Here is a 23,185-nt window from a genome sequence, read left to right as displayed (position 1 = left end):
CGGTTTGCTACGTTCAAATTTTTCCTTAGCCATGGCAATATCCTATAATCTAAGCTTTTTGAAAATAAAGGGTAATAATGAGATGGTGCCCATGGGCAGATTTGAACTGCCGACCTCTCCCTTACCAAGGGAGTGCTCTACCCCTGAGCTACATGGGCGAAATTGTTTGGAGCGGGTGAAGGGAATCGAACCCTCACCGTAAGCTTGGAAGGCTTCTGCTCTACCATTGAGCTACACCCGCATACTCACTTTTTGCTCCAAGTAAGAATTTTTGGTGGAGGGAGAAGGATTCGAACCTTCGAAGCTCGCGCAACAGATTTACAGTCTGCCCCCTTTGACCGCTCGGGAATCCCTCCAAAAGAGAACGCTAGTTTATTGGCAACTCAGATTTCCGTCAAGATTTTTTTTCATTTATTTCTTTAAAAACATCCAAGTTTTTGCTTTTAAACACTATTTATTTAAACTGAATGATTTTTTCGTACTTAGCCATCAGTTCTTCGTGCGTTTCAGGATGCTCTTCATCGATCAAGATACAGTCGACAGGACATACCTGTTGGCACTGAGGCTCATCGTAATGGCCTACACATTGCGTACACAAATTTGGATTGATTTCGTAAATTTCTTCACCTTGCGAAATGGCATCATTAGGGCATTCCGGTTCGCACACATCGCAGTTAATGCACTCATCTGTAATAAAGAGCGACATTTCTATTTCCTTTTTTCTTAAATTATCAAAACCGATTGGGCGCGGATTATAGCACAAATGACGTCGGAACAATCCGTTTAAAAGAATGTTTTACACCTTGGGAATGATTCTCAAATTCTATACTATTCAGCAACTTGCGAATAGAGCGATAATTCAAACCTACTCATTCCCGCCTTTCCTTCCCGATAAATTTCCAGCCAATCCGGTTTTTCAGGCAACTTCCCTGCTTCAATATAGACCATTGCCCCATTTTTCAAGTGGCTTTGCAATCGGATAAACAGATTTTGCCAATCTTCCCATGCAAACGGCGGATCAAGAAACACAACATCAAATTTTTCAGACGGCCTTGTCAGATAAGCCATGCCGTCTGAACACACAATTTCCACCTGTTTCAAACCTAATTCACAGATATTTTTCTGAAGCGTTTGAACAGTTTGGCGGTGGTTATCGACCATTAGCACTTTTGCCGCATTACGAGAAGCAGCCTCCATTCCTAAAGCACCGCTACCGCTGAATAAATCTAATACCGTTTTGCCGGTTAAATCCTGACCCAACCAATTAAATAGTTTTTCACGCACGCTGTCAGGCGTCGGGCGCAGACCATCTGCAGATAAAAATGTTAGCTTTCGTCCCCTGCATTGCCCACCGATGATACGTACTTGATTGCTGTGTTTGGAATGTTTGTTGTTTGCCATAATTCTTAAAAGATGCCGAGTTTTCAGACGGCCTTAATTATATAGTGAAACTGCTATCAAGCCGTATTTCACTCTATTCTTTTAGAAACAAAAAGGCCGTCTGCAAATCATTTTTCAGACGGCCTTTACTATTTCATTAACAAATTATTCCTTCGGTGCAGGCGGTTCAATTTGCTCTTTCCAACCACATTCTTTTTGCGGGCAGACTTTCTCCACGCCCCAGCGTTTGGTGGTTTTGATGGTCAAAACCGGCCACGCGCATTTTGGACAGGTTTCTGCAATGGGTGGGTTCCATGTCGCGTAGTTGCAATCCGGATAAGTGCTGCAACTGTAAAACAGTTTGCCGTAGCGGGATTTGCGCTCGACGAGGTTGCCTTTTTTGCATTGTGGGCACTGGACGCCGGTGTCTTTGGGTTTTTCCAGCGGCTCGACGTGTTTGCATTTGGGGTAGTTGGCGCAGCCGATGAATTTGCTGCCGGTGCGGCTGTATTTGTACAACAACCGTCCGCCACATTTGGGGCATTCGCGCCCGTCGAGTTCGGCTTGTTCTGCTTCAGCTTTGGCGATGCGCTCGGCGGCCTCTTCGGCGGTTTCGTTGACGTTGCGCGTGTAGCTGCACTCTGGATAACCAGCGCAGGCGACGAAACGGCCCATTTTGCCAAACTTGATTTGCAGTTTGTGTTCGCCGCATTTGGGGCAGGTTTCGTCGAGTTCCTGCGTGGTGAATTTGGCACGTTCGATACCTTCTTTTTCTTCCACTTGTTTGATAAATGGTTTCCAGAATTTATCCATCACGGGAATCCATTGGCGTTTGCCATTGGCAATCTCGTCAAGCTGGTCTTCGAGTTTGGCGGTAAAGTGGTAATCGACGTATTGGGCGAAGTGTTCGGTCAGGAATTTATTGACGATGTCGCCTGTGTCGGTGGGCATGAAGCGTTTTTGCTCAAGGGTAACGTATTCGCGGTCTTTGAGCGTGGAAATAATACTGGCGTAGGTGGAGGGACGGCCAATGCCGTATTCTTCGAGGGCTTTAACCAGCGTGGCTTCGTTGTAGCGCGGCGGCGGAGTGGTAAAGTGTTGTTCGCCGTAAAGTTTGTCTACAGGCAGTTTGTCGCCTTCGCTCATTTCGGGCAGTTTTTTGCTGTCTTCGCTCTCTTCGTCATCGCTGCTTTCTTCATACACGCTCAAAAAGCCTGCGAAAGTCTGCACTTGTCCGGTTACGCGGAATACGCCCTTACCAACGGTAATATCGACGGTGGTTTGGTCGAATTTGGCGGGCGTCATCTGACAGGCGACGGTGCGCTGCCAAATCATTTGATAGAGTTTGAACTGGTCTGCGCTCAGGAAGGGTTTGACGCTTTCGGGCGTGCGGTACACGGAAGTCGGACGGATGGCTTCGTGCGCTTCTTGGGCGTTTTTGGATTTGGTTTTGTACTGCTTGGCCGAACTTGGCAGATATTCTTTGCCGATTTTGTTTTCGATGTAATGGCGGATTTCGGTTAACGCTTCATCGGCCAAATTCACGCTGTCGGTACGCATATAGGTAATCAGACCGATGGCGCCCTGCCCTACGTCTATACCTTCATAAAGTTGCTGAGCGGTACGCATGGTGCGGTCGGTGGTGAAGCCGAGTTTGCGCACGGCATCCTGCTGCATGGTAGATGTGGTGAACGGCGCGGCGGGATTGCGGCTGCGCTTTTTCTTTTCAATGGCGGTAACGACGGCCTCTTTGCCTTCGAGTTCTTTCAATACGTCGGCTTGCGCGGCTTCGTTCGGCAGGTCGAATTGTTCGAGTTTCGCGCCGTTGTATTGGGCGAGTTTGGCGGTAAACTTGCTGCGGCCTTTGTGGCTGTCGAGATGTACCGTCCAATATTCCTGCGCTTCAAACGCGCGGATTTCATTTTCGCGCTCGCAAATCAGGCGCAAAGCGGGACTTTGTACACGGCCTGCGCTCAAACCGCGTCGGATTTTTTTCCACAACAATGGCGAGAGGTTGAAACCGACCAAATAGTCCAAAGCTCGGCGGGCTTGTTGCGCATCGACCAAGTCCATTTCGATTTCGCGCGGATTGGCGACGGCGTCGAGCACGGCGTTTTTGGTGATTTCGTGGAACACGACACGCTGCGGCTTGATGTTTTTCAGGCCGCGTTTGGATTTGAGGATTTCATAAAGATGCCATGAGATGGCTTCGCCTTCCCTATCCGGGTCGGTTGCGAGGTAGATGTTTTCGGCTTCTTTGGCACCGGCGACGATGGCATCGACGTGTTTGCTGTTGCGGCTGATCAGCTGGTACTTCATGGCAAAGCCGTTGTCGGGATCTACTGCTCCGCTTTTGGGTACCAAGTCGCGGACATGACCGTAAGACGCCAAGATTTCAAAATCACCTCCCAGATATTTTTTCAGGGTTTTGGCTTTGGACGGGGATTCGACGATTAATAGGTTTTTCGCCATTGTTGTTCTCTTTTGGATGTATTGGGTTTATGTTTCAGACGGCCTTTATTATTAAGGCCGTCTGAAACAAGGTTTTAGTGCATCACGTTTTGTCCGGTCAACGCACTCATCAAGTCGTCGCCTATCAGGACGGATAGCTCGCTCTTGTGCATCCATAACACCAGCAATACCAACACTTTGGCGGTATCGAGGGTGATTTCGTCCGATGGAATGTGCATCAGGGCGTGAATGACGATTTCGCGTTGCTCATAAGTAATTGCGTGCTCGGCAACCAAATACTGCATCAAGCCCATGACTTCCTGCGGCAGGTTTTCAGCTTCTTCACGGCAGAATACGCGCAGGGAGTCGCTGTTAAACGGCTCGGCATAGAATTCGGACGTATTGAACAAGACTTCCATCATCATCAATGTATTGCCGATTTCCGTAGCATCAAAACCCGCATCTTCCAAGAGGCGACCCAAATCCTCCGGAGGCGGACAATTGTCGAAATCTTGGAAGTGTTCGATTAAATAGGCAATGACTTCGGTCATGCTGGTTCCTTAAATATAGATAATTTATGCTTTGACACGCTGATAACGGCCGCCCGGTAAGGCGGCAACAATACCGTCAAGTTCGTATTCCAAAAGCTGTGCGTACACGTCTGCCGCTGCCGTATTGGTTTGTTGCGCCAAAATATCGGGGTGTATCGGGTCGTAACCCATTGCTTCCAATAAAGCGCTTGTTGATGGGGCGGCAGATAGGTTTTCAGACGGCCTTTGCGGTTCATCCGCTATTGTTTTTTGTTGCAGATGTTTGGTTCGATCGTTTTTCAGTTTTACCGTCTTATTTATAGAATATGATGGAACAGGCGTATTTTGCAATAGCTGCGGACACTCATGGAGAATATCGTCCAGACATTCCACCAGTTTTGCCCCGTCTTTAATCAGCTTGTGACAGCCTTTGCTGTGCGGATTGTCTATCGAACCGGGCACCGCCATCACTTCGCGCCCCATCTCCGCCGCCAACTTGGCGGTAATCAATGAGCCGGATTCCAATGCCGCTTCAACCACCAAGGTCAGCTGCGATAACGCGGCAATCAGACGGTTGCGGCGCGGAAAGTTGCCTGCAAACGGACGCGTGTCCAAAGGGAACTCGCTGACAATCAATCCTTTTTCAGCAATTTCATAAGCAAGGTTTTTATTGGACGGCGGATAAATGCGGTCTATACCGGTTCCCCAGACGGCGATGGTGCCGCCATCTGCCTGCAATGCCCCCTGATGGGCGGCGGTATCGATACCCGAAGCCATACCCGATACGACGGGAATGCCTTTTTCGCTCAACGCCCTGCCGAAATCTTTGGCAATCCGCATTGCCTGCGGCGTGGCATGGCGGCTGCCGACAATCGCGGCAGAAGATGTGTGCAACAACTCTGCATTGCCGCGTAAAAACAAAACCGGCGGCGCGGTAATACCTTGTGTCAGCATTTCGGGGAAATCATCATCTTGCAGCAGCAACAGACGGCAACCGTCCTGCATTTCCCATTTTAAAGCGGCTTCAGCTGACTGCTGCGCCAAAGCCCGTTTGTCTGCATTACGCCACGACTCGACTGCCTGTTTATGGCGCACCAACGCGGCAATTGTATCTGCCGGCGCATTCAAGGCAGCTTGTGCGCTACCGAATTGCTGCAACAGCACCAAAAAACTTTCTGCGCCGATATAGGGCGTAAATGCCAGTTGCAACCAAGCAAAACGCTCGTTTTCCGTCATCAATCTGTTCCCTTTTCGTAATGTTTTTTCAGACGGCCCGAAGTAAATAAAGGCCGTCTGAATATTTTATTAATATAAAGCTTTAGTTACCCATCACAGTAACTTTCTCAGAACATCATTTTTATCCAATATACGATTAATCAGATATTCATCATCAGGTTTTAAGTTATCCATTAGCTCATCTACAACGGCCATACGGCTACGTAGAAATTTCAAAAGCTCCGGATTTGGGTTTTCTTTATTGTATTCATCATAGCGAGCCTGAACTAAAGACTGCTGACTTTGGCCTAAAATCTCTAAAGCTACTTCATAATCAAAATGTCCTAACATTGGATAACTCCTTTTCAAAAGTACATCTTTACATTAAAGCATATTTACATCTTTATGTTTTAGCCATTACTGCTGCATTTCATTTTGAATTGCCTGAATGACAAAATCTTTCAAAGAAATACCATGTTGAGCACAATAATTTTTCAATTCTTGATGCATCGATTCAGACATAATCAATGTATAGTGTTTTTCCGACTCAGTTGTAATCTGAGCAGTTTTGCCGACTTTCGTATTCTTTCGGCTTAAAAGGCAAAATAACAATGCCGAGCCATATCATTATTTTTATAAAGTATTGCTTGCCTAAGCAAACCGTCAAATGACGATGCCGTCTGAAAAACCTGATGGCTTTCAGACGGCCTCTATTGTGTTTGAACCGATATTGCGCTTATTCTTCGGATTTGTCGGCGCTGCGGCGCGATACGCTGATACCGAGTTGTTTGAGTTTGCGGTAAAGGTGTGTACGCTCCAAACCGACCTTTTGCGCCACGCGGCTCATATTTTGGCCTTCTTGGGCGATGTGGTACTCAAAGTAGCGGCGCTCGACTTCTTCCCTCAATTCGCGCAAAGGCATATTGAAATTGAAGCCACCGATGATTTCTGTCGCCGTCGCGTTTTCCTTCTGACCCAAAGCCACGGCAACAGCCTGATCGTCCACTTCTTTGCCGTCCGATTCCAACATGATGTTTTTCACTGTTTCGGCAAGCTGGTCGTAATTGCCCGGCCAATCGTATTGGCGCAAAACCACCAACGCGCTATCGCTGAATTTTACCGGCTGGATTTTTTGACTTTCGGCCAAATCGGTCATGATGCGGTTGATTAAAAAGACGATATCGTCCGGTTGGCTGCGCAAAGAAGGAACATTGATGCACTCTTTCAACAGCTCCGCCAGTCGGCCGGCAACGACGTCATCAGCGCTCTCACCGCGTTTAAAGCCGCATGAAGCAATCACACGGACATTGTAGCGGTCGGCTTTTTCAAGCAAGAAAGCAATGCCGTTTTGGATATTTTTGCTGTAACGGGCAATATCGCCGACATACAAAATACCGCCCGATGCTTTTTGCAACAACTCCAACGGCGTATCGACAATGTGTTCGACACGGTCGGTTGCCACCCAAGGCGTACCGCTTTTGTGCAGATAGCGGGCGACAATTTCAAACGGCGAGCCTGCCTCACCGGCCAACAACAGCGGGCGATTGTGTTTGGCGGCCGCTTCAATGCTGCCGTTCATTTCTTGAATAACCGGGCTGTTGCCCAGTTTGTCCAAAGTCATGCCGGAGGCCGTCTGAACTTCGCCATGTTTCAAGGCGCGTTCTACCGCAGACAAGAGTTTTTGCAGGGCAATCGGTTTTTCCAGAAAATCGAGCGCGCCGATTTTAGTGGCTTCAACCGCGGTGTCAATGCTGGCATGACCGCTCATCATAACAACAGGCATATTGAGTTGGCCGTTTTTCGCCCACTCTTTCAACAAAGTGATGCCGTCGCAATCGGGCATCCAAATGTCCAGCAACACCATGGCCGGACGCGTTTGATAACGCAATTGGCGCGCTTCTTCGGCATTTTCGGCTAAAGTGACGGTATAGCCTTCGTCTTGAAGGATTTCGGAGAGCAGGTCGCGGATGCCTACTTCATCATCTACAATCAAAATATCACTGCTTCGCATAAGTTTCTGCCATTTCCGGTAAAGCTATTTTGACGCACGCGCCGCCGCTGTTCTGATTGCTCAGGCTGATACGGCCGCCATGCTCCTCAATAATTTTTTTCACAACGGGCAAGCCCAGCCCCGTTCCTGTCGGTTTGTCGGTAACGTACGGCTCAAAAGCATTGTGCAGCATTTCTTTGCTGAAACTTTTACCGTTATTGCAGACGGTCAGGAAAACCTGTCCGCCTTCGCGCCCTGTTTCGACGTTTACTTGAGGCGCTTCGTCCGACTCTGCCGCTTCTGCGGCATTCTTAAATAGGTTATGCAACACTTGGCGCATCGTCGTCGTATCGGCAACAATCGGCAGGGCATCGGCGCTGAGCCGTGCATTAAACTTGCACGCGTCGGCCTCATATAATACCAATACTTCCGACACCAAACCGTTTAAATCTTGTTTTTCTAAATTCAGCGACGGCGCACGTGCATAGTTGCGGAACGCTTCGACCATTTCTTTCAACGCGGCAACCTGTTTGACGATAGTATCGGTTGAACGGCTGAGGATTTGGGCGTCTTGTTCATCAAGTTTATCATGCAATTTCCATGCCAATCTCTCGGCGGAAAGCTGGATAGGCGTGAGCGGATTGCGGATTTCGTGCGCCAACCGTTTCGCCACTTCGCCCCATGCGGCCTCTTTTTGCGCCCGTATCAAGACGGTAATGTCATCAATCACCATCACCACGCCGTTATCGTTGTCTTCCGGCAGAATGGTGGCCTTACCCAACAAGATTCGGGCATCGTCAGGCGCGGCATATTCGACTTGGACGGGTTTGTCGCTGTCGGCGGTTTCATTGATGGCGGCAAACACATCGGCTAACAGGGTTTGCTGCGGCGATTTGCCGTGCCATTGATGCCAGTTGCTACCCCACAAAGACACCAGCGAAACGCCCAAAATCTGTTCGGCAGCCTTGTTAAAGGTTTTCAGACGGCCATCGGCATCCAAAGTAATCACGCCCGTGGTCAAACTTTCCAACACGCATTCCAAATAATGGCGGGCGGCTTCTTCGCGCAAACGGTTGCGCTCGTCCGCCTCTTTGGCAATCGATAATTGCTCGGTCATGTGGTTGAACAACTGGGTCAAACGTCCGAACTCGTCATTGCGGAATACCGGCCGGGTCTGGCTGAAGTCGCCCTGAGCCACCGCCCGCGCGCCCTCTGCCAACGACAATACCGGTGCCACAAAACGGCGGGCAAAATACAAAGCCATCACCAGCGCCAAAAAAATGGCCAACAATGTTGCGACCAACAACGTGGACAGGAAAAAGGTTTGCAGGCCTTTTTTGGTATAACTCAGCTCGGCGTATTTGGCGCGGGCCGCTTCAATCAGCGTCGCGTCTTGGGCAACATCTTTCGGAATCGGCTGCCGAAAAAACAACGCATAATCCTGATTTTTATGCGTACCGATCAGCATCCAGCCTTGAGCATACAGCACGCCGCCGATGTTTTCCAAGCTACGCACCGAGCCGGTCTGCTCCAGTTGCTCCCATCCTTCTTTGTTAAGCTCAGGTTGATTTAGTTTCAAGGGATTGATGCTTTTCTCGGCTTTATGGGTAGTCGCGTTATAAAGCGCCAGCTGGGCAAAGTCGGCAGTAAGCGCGGATTTTGCCAGCGCTTGCCCTAAGTTGCCGTCCAGCGAAGCGGCGCTGATTAAGTCGATCTGCACCGGCGTGGCGTTGCTGACAGCGTTGTCCACCGCCAAGTTCAGCGCGGATTTGCTCAAATTTAAGCTGCGCTCTAGAGCCTCATGGGTATCGTTGCCAAACCAAGAATTAATCGTACCGTTAATAAACTGGGCGGAAATACCGAACAGAAACACGCCCGGCAATACGGCAACCAAAGTAAACATCCCCGACAGCCGACGCGCAATCTGCGAGCCGAACACGCTTTTGCTGTTGTCGCGCATCAAAAGCACGACATAGCGTACCAACACCGCCGCCAACACCAGCAACAGCAAGCCACACAAAGCAACAATCCACCAGAAGTAATCGGACAATACGCTGCTGCTACCCGTTGCAACAGTCAAACCGTATAGCAAAACAACGGAAAATACGGCGGCAATCAGAAGAAAGCGGCGCATGGCTTACTCCTGCGAAACCGACAAGGACTTCCAACCGGAATCCAAATGCCAGTTTTTAGACGTCAGGGCATTGATTTGGAACGGTTTGGGCAGCTTGGCGGTTGTCAGCAGCAGGCGGATTTCAGCCTTCGTATCTTTGGCGGCCACATCACTCAGCGCGCCTTTGGACAAAAACCTTCCAATTCGCGACCGCGCCCACTGCGCGCAAGGCAGTTTCAAGCGTGTCGTACTCGGTAGAAAACGTACCGACGGTAACGCGATAACGGTTGGTCAGCGGATGGAAGGACAATTTGTATTGAATCGTGCTGTCGTTGTTGAGCAGCTGGTCGAACTTGAATTTATAAGACGACATGGACGGCGCTGACAGCTGCCAACTCAAATTAAAATGCAGGGGGACGCCCTGTTTGAGTGCTTCTTTAAGCTGGTCGGGCAGGTCGGTGCGGAAACGGCTGCTGACAGAAAGCTGTCCGGCATGGGTCAGCTTTGCCTCGGCACGGGTCGCACTGATCCCCTCGCCCGCCGCATTCAACGACACGGCGAGCAAGAGCGGTACAATCAGCGTTTTACTGCTTTTTAATAAGCGCGTAATAAAAGCCATCTTGATGTTTGTTCGGTAAAAGCACATGCGATTCGATCAACTCGGCATCGGCATGGCGGTTAAGGAATTTTTGCAACTGACCGTCGTTTTCTTCGACAAAGACCGAGCAGGTAGCCAGCAACATCCTGCCGTTTTTCGTCAGGGTCTGCCACAGCGCGTCTAATAATGCTTCCTGTTGGCGTGCGGTTTTGACGGCATCGGTCGGTCGGCGCAGCCATTTGACGTCGGGGTTGCGGCGCGCCACGCCCGAAGCGGTACACGGCACATCGGCCAAAACAGCGTCAAAGGCCTTGCCATCATACCACGCTGTCAAGTCCTGCGCATCGGCACAAGTCAAAGAGGCCGTTTGAAAGCCTAAACGGTCAAGATTGCTCTTCACCCTGTTCAGACGGCCCTCATCTATATCCAAAGCGGTAACATGACAATCTGCCAGTTCCAAGATATGACCCGTCTTACCGCCCGGCGCTGCACAGGCATCGAGAATGCGTTCGCCGTCTTTCGGGTTCAATAAATAGGCAGCACGTTGCGCACCAAAATCCTGCACCGATACCAGGCCGTCTGAAAAACCGGGCAGGCGGCTTACCGGCACGGCTTCTTCCATCATCACGGCGTATTCGTCCAAAGCCCTGGCCGCAATACCTTCCGCAGCCAGTTTTTCCAAATAGCTTTCGGCATTGCCGTGTTGGCGGTTGACGCGCAAAGTCATCGGCGGATGAGATTGCAGCGCAGTGGTAATGTTGTGCCAATGTTTCGGATAATGGTTTCTCAAGTAAGCCACCCACCACAGAGGCAAATTGTGTTTCGCCACATCGTCTTTTTTGCAGGAAGCCGCGAGTTTGTCACGTTCACGTAAAAAGCGGCGCAAAATCGCGTTGGCAAACGAGCGGAACTGGCCGCGGCCGATTTTGGCAATACTTTCCACCGCCTCATTGACCACGGCATGAGGGGCATTACGCGTGTAATGTAGTTGGTACATCGCCGCCAAAAGCAGGCTTTCGAGCTGCGGATTGTCAATCGGCTTCTTCAGCATTTGACCAAGCATGTGCTTCAAACTGCCCAAATAACGTTGGCAACCGTAGGCAATATCCTGCAACGCGCCGTGTTCCTGCGCCGTCAGCTGCGGATGCGCCGCACGGATTTCCGCCAAAACATCCTGAAGATTGCGCCCTTCGGCAACTGCGGCAACGCTGTCGGCGGCCAGTTTTTGGGCGAGGGACATACTCATATTTTTGCTTTCTGATTTATATTTGATTTCAAGTGTTCGGCGGATTTCAGACGGCCTGTTCGGCAGCCAGCAATGCCCGATAATATTCGGCATCTTTTTTGGAAAAACAGCAGAAGATGATTTTTTCCACTGCCGGACATCGCGGCAGGGTTTGTTTCAAACTCTCCAAAGCGATACGCGCGGCGGCTTCGGCCGGGAAGCGGTACACACCGGTGCTGATGCACGGAAAGGCGATGCTGTGGAGATCGTGTTTCTGGGCAAGCAGCAAGGAATTGGCGTAGGATTGTGCCAATTTGGCCTCTTCATTTTGTTTTCCGCCAAACCATACCGGCCCGACCGTGTGGATGACAAAACGTGCAGGCAAACGGTAGCCTTTGGTTATTTTGGCTTCGCCTGTGCGGCAACCGCCCAAAGTGCGGCACTCGTCCAGCAGCTCTTTGCCCGCGGCGCGGTGTATTGCACCGTCTACGCCGCCACCGCCCAACAGCGATGAATTGGCGGCATTGACAATCACATCGACTGCCAATCGGGTAATATCGCCCTCGACCACTTCAAAAACAGCCATTGTCTTCTTTCCTCTACGTTGATTTCCAGACTGTTACAAAACCGTTCCGACTTCAATCGTCCGACCTGCCGCAAATGCCTGTATGCTCATGCGTTTGCTGCCGGAAGGCTGCAATTCGGTGATGTTCAGCGCATTTTCACCGCACGCCACCAGCAGGCCGTCTGAAGTGCAAGACAACACTTCGCCTGCCTCACCCTGTTTGACCACGACTTCTGCACGCCAGATTTTCATCGGTTTGCCTTGATACTCGACCCACGCGGCAGGTACAGGGTTAAAGGCGCGGATTTTGCGTTCGATAATGTCCGCGCTTTCGTTCCAATCGATACGCGCTTCTTCTTTGCTTAATTTTTGGGCGTAGGTAACGCCTTCTTCAGGCTGTTTGACCGCGTTCAGACGGCCTTCCGCCTGCAGACGCTGTAAGTCGGCAACAATCGCTTCGGCACCCAAACCCATCAGTGCGTCATGCACTTCGTTGGCGGTATCCGTAGGTTGAATGGCGTAGCGGTGTTCGCTGACCACATCGCCGGTATCCAAGCCGATGTCCATCTGCATGATGCACACGCCGGTTTCGGCATCGCCGGCTTCAATCGCACGTTGAATCGGCGCTGCGCCGCGCCAACGGGGCAACAACGAAGCGTGGATATTAAGGCAGCCGTATTTGGGCGTATCCAACACATCCTGCGGCAAAATCAAGCCATACGCGGCCACCACCATCACATCCGCGCCCGTATCTTTGAGCATTTGCAGGGCTTCGGCGTTATTGCGCAACTTTTCCGGCTGCGCCACGGTCAAACCCAATTCCAAGGCAGCCTGTTTGACCGGCGATGCGGTCAACTGCATGCCGCGGCCTTTTGGGCGGTCGGGCTGGGTCAACACCAGCGGAATTTCAAAACCTGCGGCGGCGATGGCTTTCAAGGCGGCGGCGGCAAAATCGGGTGTACCGGCAAAGATAACTTTCATGTTGTGTCCTTGTGGAAATGGTTTGAATGGGCGCGTTGGGCAAACTGTTTCAGCTGAAAAGGCCGTCTGAAAGATTGAAAACCGAAGTCTGCCTTCTGTTTTGTCTTTTCAGACGGCCTTTAAGCGATGCTTAGGTCAGATGGTGTGTTTCTGACGTTTTTTCAGTTTGGTTTTGATGCGGCCTTGTTTCAGCTGCGACAGGTGTTCGACAAACACGATGCCCATCAGGTGGTCCAATTCGTGCTGCACGCAGATTGCCAGCAGGCCGTCTGCTTCCAGCGTGAATTTCTCGCCTTTTTCGTTCAAAGCTTCAACTTTGACGCGCTCGGCACGGGTTACGGTATCGTAAATGCCCGGCACGGACAGACAGCCTTCTTCGTAAGTCGTCTCGCCGTCTTTTTCGACAATGACGGGATTGATGAACACGCGCGGCTCGCTGCGGTCTTCGGTTAAATCCATCACGACGATGCGCTCGTGTACGTCGACCTGAGTGGCCGCCAAGCCGATACCGCGTGCTTCGTACATGGTTTCAAACATATCGGCAACCAATGTCTGGATGCGCTCATCGATTTTTTCAACAGGTTTGGCGACCGTGTGCAACCGTTCGTCAGGGTATTGGAGGATGTTCAGTAAAGCCATAATATTCTCGTTTTATAAAGCTGATGTGTGATTTTCATACAGATTTGGTTTCCGCCGCCACAATCTCCTGTCATGACAGCAACATTCAATGCTAAAATAACGCCGAAAAATGTTAAGATAGCGCGACGAAGGCCGTTCGTTATCGTATTGATGAATGGGCGGCAGTCTCGCAAACTCCAGCCTTCTCTGTTTATCATCTGAAGACAAACCGAATCGATTTCAAGGGGAACGGTTATGCAACAACGTATTATAACCCTGCTTTGCATGGCAGGCATGGCTATTTCTGCCCACACTCAGGCAGCTTCTTTAAAAATCCGCCCCAATGCGCCGCAACGCTACGTCGTTAAAAACGGCGATACCTTGTGGGGTATTTCCGGCAAATATCTGTACAGCCCATGGCAATGGAACCGCCTTTGGGGCGCCAACCGCAACGCCATCCGCAATCCACATCTGATCTATCCGGGTCAGGTGTTGGTTTTACGCTACGTCAACGGCCAGCCGCGACTGGGTTTTGAACACACTCAAACCCGTTCAGACGGCATTCCCGTGATCAAACTGCATCCGCGCGTACGCGAAACTTCCGGCTACGGTATTCCGACCGTCAACGTCAATCTCTATCGCATGTTCATGAAACATCCGCAGATTATCGCTCCAGAAGAAACCGCCAACACGCCGCGCCTGATTGCAGGCCCCGACAACCGCGTCCTCTACACGCAAGGCAACCGCGTGTACGCATACGGCCTGACCGAACCCGGCCGCTACCTGACCTACCGCGTCAATAAAAACATCACCGACCCGGAAACCGGCAAATTCCTCGGCCAAGAAGTCGTGTTCAGCGGCATCGCCAACACGCTGCCTTACACCGACTCCGCCTTGGAACACCGTACCCGCGCTTCTGACGAAAAACTCAAAAGCAACGAGTATTACACCCAAGTCAACAAAGTCATGAAGCTGCGCACCCAGTCCGCGCAACCTTTGGTTATCGAAGAAGCCGTTTCCGAAATCCGCAAAGACGACTATCTGCTGAAACTGCCCGAAGGCCTCGACAGCTTCAACGTGATGCCTCACGCCCCTGCCCGTCCGATTCAGGCCAAAGTCGTTTCCATCTTCGACGGCGTGGGCGAAGCCGGCCAGTTCCAAACCATTACTTTGGATAAAGGTGAACTCGACGGCTTGGACAAAGGCACGGTGGTCAGCCTCTACAAACGCGGCCGCCAAGTCCGTGTCAATCTGTCCAACAACCTGATTCGCAAGCCGAAAGACAAAGATACGGTTGAATTGGTTTCCATTCCGGCGGAAGAAATCGGTTTGGCAATGGTGTACCGCACATCCGACCATCTGGCCTCCGCCATTATTTTGGAAAGCCTGAACAGCGTTTCCATCGGCGATACCGCCTCCGAACCCGGCCGCGATTTGGACAATATGGCCGATGAAAAAACCATGGACAAACCGGCCGAAGACGAACAGGAAAGAGAAATCGAACTGGAAGTCCGCAGCTGATTGGGCTTTTTTAGCAACGATTCGATAAATAAAGGCTGTCTGAAAACCTGTTTTTCAGACGGCCTTTTGATTGCTGCCCATTAAATAAAATTGGTAACACGTTACTTAAAGCGCAAACAACACCTCATGTCTTCAGCTATTTATCGGCTATCCCCTTTTCTATCGTCTTCCCGTTCTGCCATTCCAATCAGCAATATGGAAACCCTAACACGCTATTTATTGCCTATTGATTGTTCCATCTATTCCTGCCAATCAAAAAGGCCGTCTGAAATGTTCAGACGGCCTTTTTATCCACCACTCAAATCCGATTATTTGAATTTGTAAGTGTATTGCAAGCCCAAGATGTCCGCTTTGTTTTTAAAGCGGGCAGAGGATACACCGCGGCTATCCACGTCGTTGCCGCTGGCTTTGCCGGTGCGGTAAACCGTGTCATTGATGTGGATATGGCTGTACGCCGCATCGATCACATGGTTTTTACCCAGTTGATATTTGGCACCGACGGAGAACCAGATACGGTTACCGTCAGGCAGGCTGTTCATGCGGTCTTCGGCGCTTTTAACCGGCGATTTGTCGAAAGCGATACCGGCACGCAGTTGCAATGGTTCGGTAACTTGGTAAGAGCCACCGAATGCGACTTTATAAGTGTTGCGCCAGTTAGGCGTAATGACGGTACGGTCGGATTGGCCGTTGACAACTTTTTTGGTGTTTTCAAACACCAGCTCGGCTTTGTTGAAGCGGCTGTGGCGTGTCCAAGTCACATCGCCGAACAAATTGGTTTTGTCGGTGGCGCGGTACATACCGTGAACAGACAAAGACTCAGGCGTAACGATTTTTACGCTGGCTTTTTCGTTCGGCACATAACCGCGTGCAGCCATTGCACCCAAATCCCAAGCGCGTTTTGCATATGCGCCGTCCGCTTCCCAATCGGCAGTGCCTTTCAGCGTATGCGATACTTTGGAACGATAGTTCACACCCACGCGTGCGCGGTCATTAATGTCCCACATCCACGCCAGTTGATAGCCGAAGCCCCAATCGTGGCCTTTTACATCGGCATGACCGTCAGCTTTGCCGGTCGCATCGACAGCAACGGGACGGCCTGCTTGACGGGAAGCTAAGCCGCTGGCCAACTGGCTGATGGCGCCGGAAGCATCCCAGTCGGAGTATTTACGCAATTCGGCTTTGGAATATTGGGCAATCAAACCGGCACCAACAGCGTGCTGCTCATTCAGTTTCCATGCGACTACCGGCTCGATGGCGATGGTGGTCAAACCCAATTTGTTGATGTTGTGGCGCAACACGGAATCTTTTTCGTATTCGGTTGCAGAGCCGAAAGGAACGTACACGCCCAAACCCAAAGTTACATCGTCGCTGGCTTTGTACGCGCCATAAACGTGCGGAGCAACGGTGGTTTCGGTAATTTTGCCGCTGGTCGAGCCGCTGACATCGGCACCCGTGCGGAAGTGTTTCGCAGATTCCGCCTCATAATGAATGCTTGGGAAAACGATATTGGCGTTGACGGAAATTTGGCTGCTGTCGATTTTGCTCAAACCGGCCGGATTGTAGAAAATGGTTGAGGCATCGGCAGCTTCGGCGGCGGCGGCGTTGGCCGTGCCTTGTGCGTTAACGGATTGTGTGCCGAAGTGGTAGCCGGAGGCTTGGACGGCAGTAGATAACAGTGCTGCGCTTAAAATAAATGCTGTTTTTTTCAGATTGAAATGAATCATTTTGGTTTACCGTGAAAGTAGCGGACAAAGAAAAAGGCCGTCTGAAACGTCCTTTATTGATTTAGTATAGGCACTCAATTCTATACTACATCATTATTTTTGCCTAATCTTTTCTTTTTTTACACAAAAAAAGCAGGCTAAAACAGCCTGCTTTTCCAATCATCGGATCACTGCAATTATTTAACCTGCAACACTTCCAACGTATTGGTCGAACCAGATTCGCGCATTTGCGAACCGCTGGTGATGATGTATTGGTCGCCGCCTTGGAGGATTTTGTGTTCTACCAGCATGGCTTCCACTTCGTTCAGCGCGGTATCGTGATCGGTACTGGTTGCCAAAATCAACGGACGCACGCCGCGGTACATCGCCATACGGCGTTGCGCTGAAACACTCGGCGTCAGGGCAAAAATCGGCAGGGTGATGTTGTGGCGGCTGACTTCGAAGGCGGTCGAACCGCTTTCAGTCAGGGCAACGATGGCTTTGGCGTGAACTGCGCGCGCCACGCTGACCGCACCGCCGGCAATCGCCAAGTTGGTGCTGACGGCTTCGGGATACTCGACCTGTTCGGCAACGCCGTTGAGCGAATCTTGTTCTTTTTCCGCAGCCGCACAAATAATCGCCATTTGGCTGACGGTTTCAAACGGATACGCGCCGACGGCGGTTTCGGCAGAACACATCACCGCATCGGTACCGTCCAATACTGCATTGGCCACGTCGCTGACTTCCGCGCGGGTCGGTACAGGGTTGGTAATCATCGATTCCATCATTTGAGTTGCGGTAATGCTGAAGCGGCGCAACTCACGGGCGCGGCGGATCATGCGTTTTTGCAGGGCAGGTACGGCGGCATGGCCAACTTCCACTGCCAAGTCACCGCGGGCAACCATAATACCGTCGCTGGCAAGGATGATTTCGTCCAGGTTTTCAATGGCTTCTACGCGCTCGATTTTGGAAACCAAACCGGGGCGTACGGCTGTACTGCCTTTCATTTCTTCTTCGACTTTGGCGCGTGCGATGTGCAAATCTTCGGCAGATTTCACAAAGCTGATGGCCAAGTAGTCGCAACCGATGGCAATCGCGGTTTTCAAGTCGCGGAAGTCTTTTTCGGTCAACGCACCGGCAGACAGACCGCCGCCGCGTTTATTGATACCTTTGTTACTTTTCAGCACATGGCTGTTTTCTACCCTTGTAATAATCTTACTTCCTTCAACCGCCTCAACGGTCAAGGTCAACAGGCCGTCGTCCAGCCACAAAACATCGCCGGTAGCGACGTCATTCGGCAAATCACGGTAGTCCAAACCCACCGCTTCGCGTGTACCTTCACCTTTAAGCGCGGCATCCAAAATTAAGGTTTCATCTTTATTCAGCTCAATGCTGCCGCCGGCAATTTTGCCGACACGGATTTTCGGGCCTTGCAAGTCGGCAAGAATAGCCACTTCCTGACCTGCGCGTTTCGCGGCTTCACGCACAATGCGGGCATTTTCTTCATGGAACTCCGGAGTACCGTGGCTGAAATTGAAACGGACGACATTAAGACCACCGACACGGATCATGTCTTCCAACAATTGTACATTGTTGCTGCCCGGACCCAGTGTGGCGACAATTTTGGTATTGTGGCTGATACGGGTTAAATCACGTTGCAATTGGCTCATGTAAACGTCCTTTCCTGTTGATTTCACGTTTGATAATGAAGAGGATTGTACTCTTAATGCAATAATGTTGGCGTAAAATTACATCATTTTCTGACTTAAACTAAATTTATTTTTGCATTAACCTACTTTCCTATCGGATACAATATACCCTCACGTCGTCATGTTTAATTTTTCAGACGGCCTCACTCATACTAATAGAATACTCAACTGATCCATGAAACGTTTTTTGACTCCGCTACCCATCGGCATCGTTTTGGCTGACCTGATCTACGGTTTCGTACTTAATGTCATGCAAGGCTTAAATTTGCAACAAACTGCCGCCAACCAGTCCGGTACAATTTCCGTTACGCCCGACATTGCCTTCAACAGCCTGCAAATCGTCGCCAACGGCGGCATGGTCTGCATTATCGGCTTCGGTTTGATTGTCTTGTTCCAACTCAACCGCGCCGTATTACGCCAACAAATCCTGCCCATCGGCATTTTCCGAACTCTCGGCCTGTTGGCTGTTTTGGCATTCAGCATTTCGTCTTTGTGGGAATGGTTGCATGCCGCTTTGTCGCTGCTTTCCGGGCACAATGTTTTAAACTTCAGCAACCCGCGTTATCTGGTTACCGCAGCCTGTATGCCCATCATCGCTTTCTTGTGCATCTTGCGCCTGTACAATTGGTATCGCCTGCATCGGACTGTTGCCACCGACGATACCTCCACTTCCCTCTAATCAAGCTGCAAAAAGGCCGTCTAAAACAGGAAAACCTATTTCAGACGGCCTTGTCATTATATATCTCAACGTTGATGGCTGGTTTCTACACCGGCCTTAATCTCGCCATACATTTGCGAGCTGCCTTGCCCGCTGCCTGATGCGCAGGCCGCCAAGTTCAGTGCCAAAACAGCCGCAGTCAAAATCTTCAACATGGGATTCCTTCTTTCCACAAAAATTATTTCGGATCGCAACGGAAATGGTAAGCGCAAATTTCAAATCCGTTTTTAAAGTAGAGACGATGCGCACCTGCACGGTCATGGTTAACATGGACATTCAGATGGATTTTAGTCGCGCCGGTTTCCGCACCGATTTTGCGCACTTCTTCCAACAAGCGTGAAGCATAACCTTTTTGGCGGCATTGCGGCATGGTTACGAGATCATCAATATGGATATGGTAACCACTGGCCAAGTTATGTGCAGTATGGAAACCGCATACGGCCACGGCATTTTGTTTGCCTTCTTCAAAAATACCCAGCAGGCGGTAGCCGGTTTTGCGCTGATGCTCGTTGATTTGCTCGACGAAACGGTGAATATCGGTCAAAGAAGAACGCAAAATGCTCAATGCCGCAAAAGCGGTTGCGGTTTCTTCCGGCGGAATTTCACGCAATACGCCAACCACAGGCGCGGCAGCTTGAGGCTCAGGCTGAGCATTAGCCGCTTCCGCACCCTCGGCTGCATGTTTTTCTTCAATCGCCTGCGCCAACAAAACGCGCTCGACCGGCACTTCGCCCTGCTGCTTGCTTTCCTGCTCTTTGAGTAAGGCTTTGCAGTCAATCACGCGCAAATCGTTATCCGCTGCAAAATCCATCAAAAAACGGAACATTTGCGGATTGTCTTCTTCCAGTTTTTTATCGACTGCCACACAACGGACATTGTCCACCAAAATCGGGCGCACCCAATTCGAATAGGAAAGGCGGTTGTCTTTGGTGAAGGAAGACAAAATACCGCACAGGCGCTCCGCCCAGTCGCTTGGTCGGAAAATCTTGCCTTTGCTGGTCGTACCATGGATCACAACTTCATAAGGATTACACACTAACATAAGCAGCTTCCTGAAAGTAAATGGCTGAAGGAATATTTCGCCAGTGCCAACATCAGAAAAAGTTCCGATACATAGCAACAGATGATTGAAAAAATATCAGTAAGGTTTTGAAATACGACAATGATGAGACGGCTTGCCAATCCTGACAATCCGTTTCGAATTCTTTGATTATTATACCCGATACGCCTCTTTTTCTTCAAAAATCATTTGAAAAATAACAACAGGCCGTCTGAAACCAAGTATTTCGGTTTCAGACGGCCTGCATATTTTGTATATCAATACAACAATTTCTTGCGGGGCTTTTGTTCGCCACCGGATTTAATTTCCGACAAGTTGAAATTCAGTATGCTCAAATCCAAAATGCTTTCTGAAGTGCATTGATCGCCAAAAGCATTTTCATAAGTGGCCTTCAGTTTCAACACGCCGCCAAATGTCTGGTCCGGCAATTCGGCAGCCAGCGCCAACATGCTTGCAAACACGCCGCCATACAATTCGCCCGATGCCAGCATATCCACACCGCCGGAAAACATCTCCAAGCGCATAACTGCATCGGCAACCAACTTGCTCGGCAAGTGATCCGGCAAAGGCTCTGCCTCAAAGCGTACATTCTTCGCCAAGCCCTTACCGCTATTGCGGACAACCAAAACCAATAAATCCGTTTGACCGTCAGAACGCTGCAACGTCGCATGCAAAACCGGATGAATGCTCTCTTTTTGAATCAGCTGCTCACGGTGCAACATCTTGCTTTTAGCTTTGGATCGCGCAGATACGACGGCCCAAATCAACCAAACCAATGCAACGGCAGAAATGGCTGTGACCAAAAGAGGAAGATTGGCCAAATAGGCTTGCTGATTAAACCAAACTTGTGCGGCTAAAAATCCGGCAAAGAAAATCAAGACGTATAAAATTGGGGCAAACCGGCTTTGTATGGATGAGTGCATAAGTTTTCCTACATTTCGTATCGCGTTATAAAAATAATGCCTTTTGAGCAAATGATGTCATTAACTCAGAAGGCATTATTTTAACGTAATTTTAACGCAATTTGCTTAATATCTTGCTTTTTATGAAACTGATGTATCAAGCAGACAACTCAAACCGCACAGCCGTGTTTTCAGACGGCCTGAGATTTTATCAGGCTTCGGCAACCGAATCACGCGAGAAGGTTTTTTCGCAATAATGGCATTTCAAACGTGTCTGACCATTATGTGAACGGACATAAAAGCGGCTGATGACCGGCTCGCCATGACTGGCACAATTGGTATTCGGGCAGCGGAATACTTCTGAAATTTCGTCCGGCAATGACAAATGCTGTTTGTCGATCACTTTAAACTGATCGATTTTGTTTACTACTGCTTCAGGGGCAAATAAAGCCAAACGGTTGGCCGCATTGGCATCCAACCATACGCCGCTGACTTTGATAATGTCTTTGCTTCCCTGCGTTTTGCTGGGCAAATTAAAGCCGACTGTAACCGCGCTGCCATAATGCAGCAGCTTAAACTGTCTTAAAATGGCCAAGCCTTTACCGGCAGGAATATGATCAATTACCGTACCTTGTTCAATCGCTTCAACGCTGAGTTTTGAGTTTTCCATCTCTCGCTCCTTAAACTTCTTCGTTCAATACCAAAGACAAAATCGCCATCCGTGCATACACGCCATTGGTTGCCTGTTCAAAATAATAGGCATGAGGTGTTTTATCCACGTCCGGATGAATTTCATCTACCCTCGGTAAAGGATGCAAGACGCGCAAATTGGGTTTAGCATTCGCCAACATTTGCGCATCAAGATTGAATTTACCCTGAATTTTGGCAAATTCCTGCTCATCAAAACGTTCGCGCTGAACGCGGGTCATGTACAAAATATCCGCCCATTCGACCGCTTCTTCCAATCCGGGCAAAATTTGATAAGGGCACCCGGCTTCTTCCAGCTCTTCAGTGATATAGTCCGGCATTGCCAAGCTGGGAGGGGAAACAAACGCAAATTCACAACCCCAACGCTTCAGCGCCTGACACAATGAATGTACCGTACGGCCATATTTCAAATCGCCGGCCATCGCAATCTTCAAATTGCTCAAACTGCCCTGTGTTTCATAAATCGTGACCAAATCCAAAAGCGTCTGACTCGGATGTTGGTTGGTACCATCGCCGGCATTAATCACGGGCACGCTCGAAAACTCGGCCGCCACACGGGCCGCACCGTCTTTCGGGTGTCGCTGAATAATCGCATCCGTATAGCTGGAAATAATCCTCGCAGTATCTGCGAGCGTTTCACCCTTTTTCGCGCTGGTATTTGCACCATCGGAAAAACCGATAACTTTCCCACCCAAACGCTGTACCGCCGTTTCAAAAGACAAACGAGTACGGGTGGACGGTTCAAAAAAGCACGAACCAATCAATTTGCCTTCAAGCAAATCTTCACGAGGCTGCTTTTTCAACTTCAAGGCCGTCTGAAGCAGCAATTCGAGCTGCTCTGTCGTCAAATCTGAAATTGAAATAATATGTTGCCGATAAAGCGGATTAGGCATGACCATTCCTTCCCATAAAAAAGCCCGCAACAGGCGGGCGTTTCAAGCAAACCGATTCCATTGTTGCCCAACATCATCCCAGTGGACAATCACAACCATGTTTCTACCACACCCATGAAATCTTCCGCATTATCGCATATTTAACAGACGGCTGCTTCTTTCAAGTTTTCAGATTCTTTCAAGTTTTCAGACGGCCTGATACCTTTGCAAAATAACCCTCGGTACTCCACAGCTGAAACCCAAGCACAGGGATTCGGTATTTTCAGTTATTGCCCCCATTGGTCCAAGTCTTCATTGCCACTGCC

21 protein-coding genes, 3 tRNA genes and 1 pseudogene are annotated in these 23,185 nt (G+C 50.0%); 2 read left to right on the top strand and 23 right to left on the bottom strand.

Features of this window, described 5'->3' with window-relative positions; translation table 11 throughout:
- Positions 1 to 83: 83 nt before the first annotated feature.
- The 16 genes and pseudogenes from HMPREF3139_RS05785 to def all read right to left on the bottom strand — a co-directional run bounded on the left by HMPREF3139_RS05785 (position 84) and on the right by def (position 13,687).
- Positions 84 to 158: transfer RNA gene (locus HMPREF3139_RS05785), tRNA-Thr, on the bottom strand.
- Between the two features lie 9 nt (positions 159 to 167).
- Positions 168 to 241: transfer RNA gene (locus tag HMPREF3139_RS05780), tRNA-Gly, on the bottom strand.
- Positions 242 to 272: 31 nt separating this feature from the next.
- Positions 273 to 356 (bottom strand) — tRNA-Tyr (locus HMPREF3139_RS05775).
- Between the two features lie 98 nt (positions 357 to 454).
- Positions 455 to 706: a YfhL family 4Fe-4S dicluster ferredoxin gene (locus HMPREF3139_RS05770; protein WP_003679513.1), complete on the bottom strand. Its 252-nt coding sequence runs from the start codon at positions 704 to 706 to the stop codon at positions 455 to 457.
- Between the two features lie 122 nt (positions 707 to 828).
- Positions 829 to 1,401 carry a 16S rRNA (guanine(966)-N(2))-methyltransferase RsmD gene (rsmD, locus tag HMPREF3139_RS05765; RefSeq protein ID WP_070461210.1) on the bottom strand — a complete coding sequence of 191 codons (573 nt, stop codon included), beginning with the start codon at positions 1,399 to 1,401 and terminating at the stop codon, positions 829 to 831.
- Positions 1,402 to 1,545: 144 nt separating this feature from the next.
- Complete coding sequence (topA, locus tag HMPREF3139_RS05760; RefSeq protein ID WP_070461208.1) at positions 1,546 to 3,852, bottom strand: type I DNA topoisomerase; 2,307 nt, start codon at positions 3,850 to 3,852, stop codon at positions 1,546 to 1,548.
- Positions 3,853 to 3,926: 74 nt separating this feature from the next.
- Positions 3,927 to 4,382 carry a Smg family protein gene (locus HMPREF3139_RS05755; RefSeq protein ID WP_070461207.1) on the bottom strand — a complete coding sequence of 152 codons (456 nt, stop codon included), beginning with the start codon at positions 4,380 to 4,382 and terminating at the stop codon, positions 3,927 to 3,929.
- 24 nt (positions 4,383 to 4,406) lie between these two features.
- Complete coding sequence (gene dprA / locus HMPREF3139_RS05750; protein ID WP_070461205.1) at positions 4,407 to 5,597, bottom strand: DNA-processing protein DprA; 1,191 nt, start codon at positions 5,595 to 5,597, stop codon at positions 4,407 to 4,409.
- 93 nt (positions 5,598 to 5,690) lie between these two features.
- Complete coding sequence (locus HMPREF3139_RS05745) at positions 5,691 to 5,927, bottom strand: hypothetical protein (RefSeq protein WP_070461203.1); 237 nt, start codon at positions 5,925 to 5,927, stop codon at positions 5,691 to 5,693.
- 385 nt (positions 5,928 to 6,312) lie between these two features.
- Positions 6,313 to 7,587, bottom strand: a complete 1,275-nt coding sequence (locus HMPREF3139_RS05740; protein ID WP_049331243.1) for a sigma-54-dependent transcriptional regulator — start codon at positions 7,585 to 7,587, stop codon at positions 6,313 to 6,315.
- On the bottom strand, positions 7,574 to 9,700 hold the full coding sequence (locus tag HMPREF3139_RS05735) for a sensor histidine kinase (RefSeq protein ID WP_070461200.1): 2,127 nt from the start codon (positions 9,698 to 9,700) through the stop codon (positions 7,574 to 7,576). The genes HMPREF3139_RS05740 and HMPREF3139_RS05735 overlap by 14 nt, the downstream gene beginning before the upstream one ends.
- Before the next feature lie 3 nt (positions 9,701 to 9,703).
- Positions 9,704 to 10,298, bottom strand: a pseudogene (locus HMPREF3139_RS05730) (DUF4390 domain-containing protein).
- Positions 10,264 to 11,523: a 16S rRNA (cytosine(967)-C(5))-methyltransferase RsmB gene (rsmB, locus tag HMPREF3139_RS05725; RefSeq protein WP_070461197.1), complete on the bottom strand. Its 1,260-nt coding sequence runs from the start codon at positions 11,521 to 11,523 to the stop codon at positions 10,264 to 10,266. The pseudogene HMPREF3139_RS05730 and the gene rsmB overlap by 35 nt, the downstream one beginning before the upstream one ends.
- 46 nt (positions 11,524 to 11,569) lie before the next feature.
- Positions 11,570 to 12,088: an O-acetyl-ADP-ribose deacetylase gene (locus HMPREF3139_RS05720; RefSeq protein WP_070461194.1), complete on the bottom strand. Its 519-nt coding sequence runs from the start codon at positions 12,086 to 12,088 to the stop codon at positions 11,570 to 11,572.
- A gap of 33 nt (positions 12,089 to 12,121) precedes the next feature.
- Positions 12,122 to 13,048, bottom strand: coding sequence for a methionyl-tRNA formyltransferase (gene fmt / locus HMPREF3139_RS05715; protein ID WP_070461191.1), 927 nt, complete (start codon positions 13,046 to 13,048; stop codon positions 12,122 to 12,124).
- Positions 13,049 to 13,183: 135 nt separating this feature from the next.
- Positions 13,184 to 13,687 carry a peptide deformylase gene (def, locus tag HMPREF3139_RS05710; protein ID WP_003678675.1) on the bottom strand — a complete coding sequence of 168 codons (504 nt, stop codon included), beginning with the start codon at positions 13,685 to 13,687 and terminating at the stop codon, positions 13,184 to 13,186.
- Between the two features lie 234 nt (positions 13,688 to 13,921).
- On the opposite strand from def, the gene HMPREF3139_RS05705 reads away from it, so the two are divergent.
- Positions 13,922 to 15,187 carry a LysM peptidoglycan-binding domain-containing protein gene (locus HMPREF3139_RS05705; protein WP_070461188.1) on the top strand — a complete coding sequence of 422 codons (1,266 nt, stop codon included), beginning with the start codon at positions 13,922 to 13,924 and terminating at the stop codon, positions 15,185 to 15,187.
- Between the two features lie 308 nt (positions 15,188 to 15,495).
- Here HMPREF3139_RS05705 and HMPREF3139_RS05700 read toward each other — a convergent pair whose 3' ends face one another.
- Both HMPREF3139_RS05700 and pyk read right to left on the bottom strand, forming a co-directional pair.
- Positions 15,496 to 16,911: an OmpP1/FadL family transporter gene (locus HMPREF3139_RS05700; protein ID WP_070461187.1), complete on the bottom strand. Its 1,416-nt coding sequence runs from the start codon at positions 16,909 to 16,911 to the stop codon at positions 15,496 to 15,498.
- A 176-nt stretch (positions 16,912 to 17,087) separates the two neighbouring features.
- Positions 17,088 to 18,560: a pyruvate kinase gene (gene pyk, locus HMPREF3139_RS05695; protein WP_070461184.1), complete on the bottom strand. Its 1,473-nt coding sequence runs from the start codon at positions 18,558 to 18,560 to the stop codon at positions 17,088 to 17,090.
- A 214-nt stretch (positions 18,561 to 18,774) separates the two neighbouring features.
- On the opposite strand from pyk, the gene HMPREF3139_RS05690 reads away from it, so the two are divergent.
- Positions 18,775 to 19,278 (top strand): hypothetical protein, encoded by a 504-nt coding sequence (locus tag HMPREF3139_RS05690; protein WP_070461180.1) that lies wholly within the window; start codon positions 18,775 to 18,777, stop codon positions 19,276 to 19,278.
- 65 nt (positions 19,279 to 19,343) lie between these two features.
- Here the strand turns inward: HMPREF3139_RS05690 and HMPREF3139_RS11245 are convergent, their stop codons facing one another.
- From HMPREF3139_RS11245 to pyrB, 5 genes are all read right to left on the bottom strand, one after another.
- Complete coding sequence (locus tag HMPREF3139_RS11245; protein ID WP_264081748.1) at positions 19,344 to 19,472, bottom strand: hypothetical protein; 129 nt, start codon at positions 19,470 to 19,472, stop codon at positions 19,344 to 19,346.
- A gap of 23 nt (positions 19,473 to 19,495) precedes the next feature.
- The gene (locus HMPREF3139_RS05685; RefSeq protein WP_070461177.1) at positions 19,496 to 20,359 is read right to left on the bottom strand and encodes a GNAT family N-acetyltransferase; all 864 of its coding nucleotides are present in this window, start codon (positions 20,357 to 20,359) and stop codon (positions 19,496 to 19,498) included.
- Positions 20,360 to 20,634: 275 nt separating this feature from the next.
- Complete coding sequence (locus HMPREF3139_RS05680; protein ID WP_070461175.1) at positions 20,635 to 21,300, bottom strand: COG1361 family protein; 666 nt, start codon at positions 21,298 to 21,300, stop codon at positions 20,635 to 20,637.
- Positions 21,301 to 21,490: 190 nt separating this feature from the next.
- Positions 21,491 to 21,949 carry an aspartate carbamoyltransferase regulatory subunit gene (gene pyrI, locus HMPREF3139_RS05675; protein WP_003684689.1) on the bottom strand — a complete coding sequence of 153 codons (459 nt, stop codon included), beginning with the start codon at positions 21,947 to 21,949 and terminating at the stop codon, positions 21,491 to 21,493.
- A 10-nt stretch (positions 21,950 to 21,959) separates the two neighbouring features.
- Positions 21,960 to 22,880 carry an aspartate carbamoyltransferase gene (pyrB, locus tag HMPREF3139_RS05670; RefSeq protein WP_070461172.1) on the bottom strand — a complete coding sequence of 307 codons (921 nt, stop codon included), beginning with the start codon at positions 22,878 to 22,880 and terminating at the stop codon, positions 21,960 to 21,962.
- Positions 22,881 to 23,185 lie beyond the last annotated feature (305 nt).

Source organism: Neisseria sp. HMSC15G01 (assembly GCF_001808255.1).
In the GTDB taxonomy this organism is placed as follows: Bacteria; Pseudomonadota; Gammaproteobacteria; order Burkholderiales; family Neisseriaceae; genus Neisseria; species Neisseria subflava_A.
Note: the sequence above shows the minus strand (reverse complement) of the source record. Positions and strands in the feature narration are given on the sequence as shown.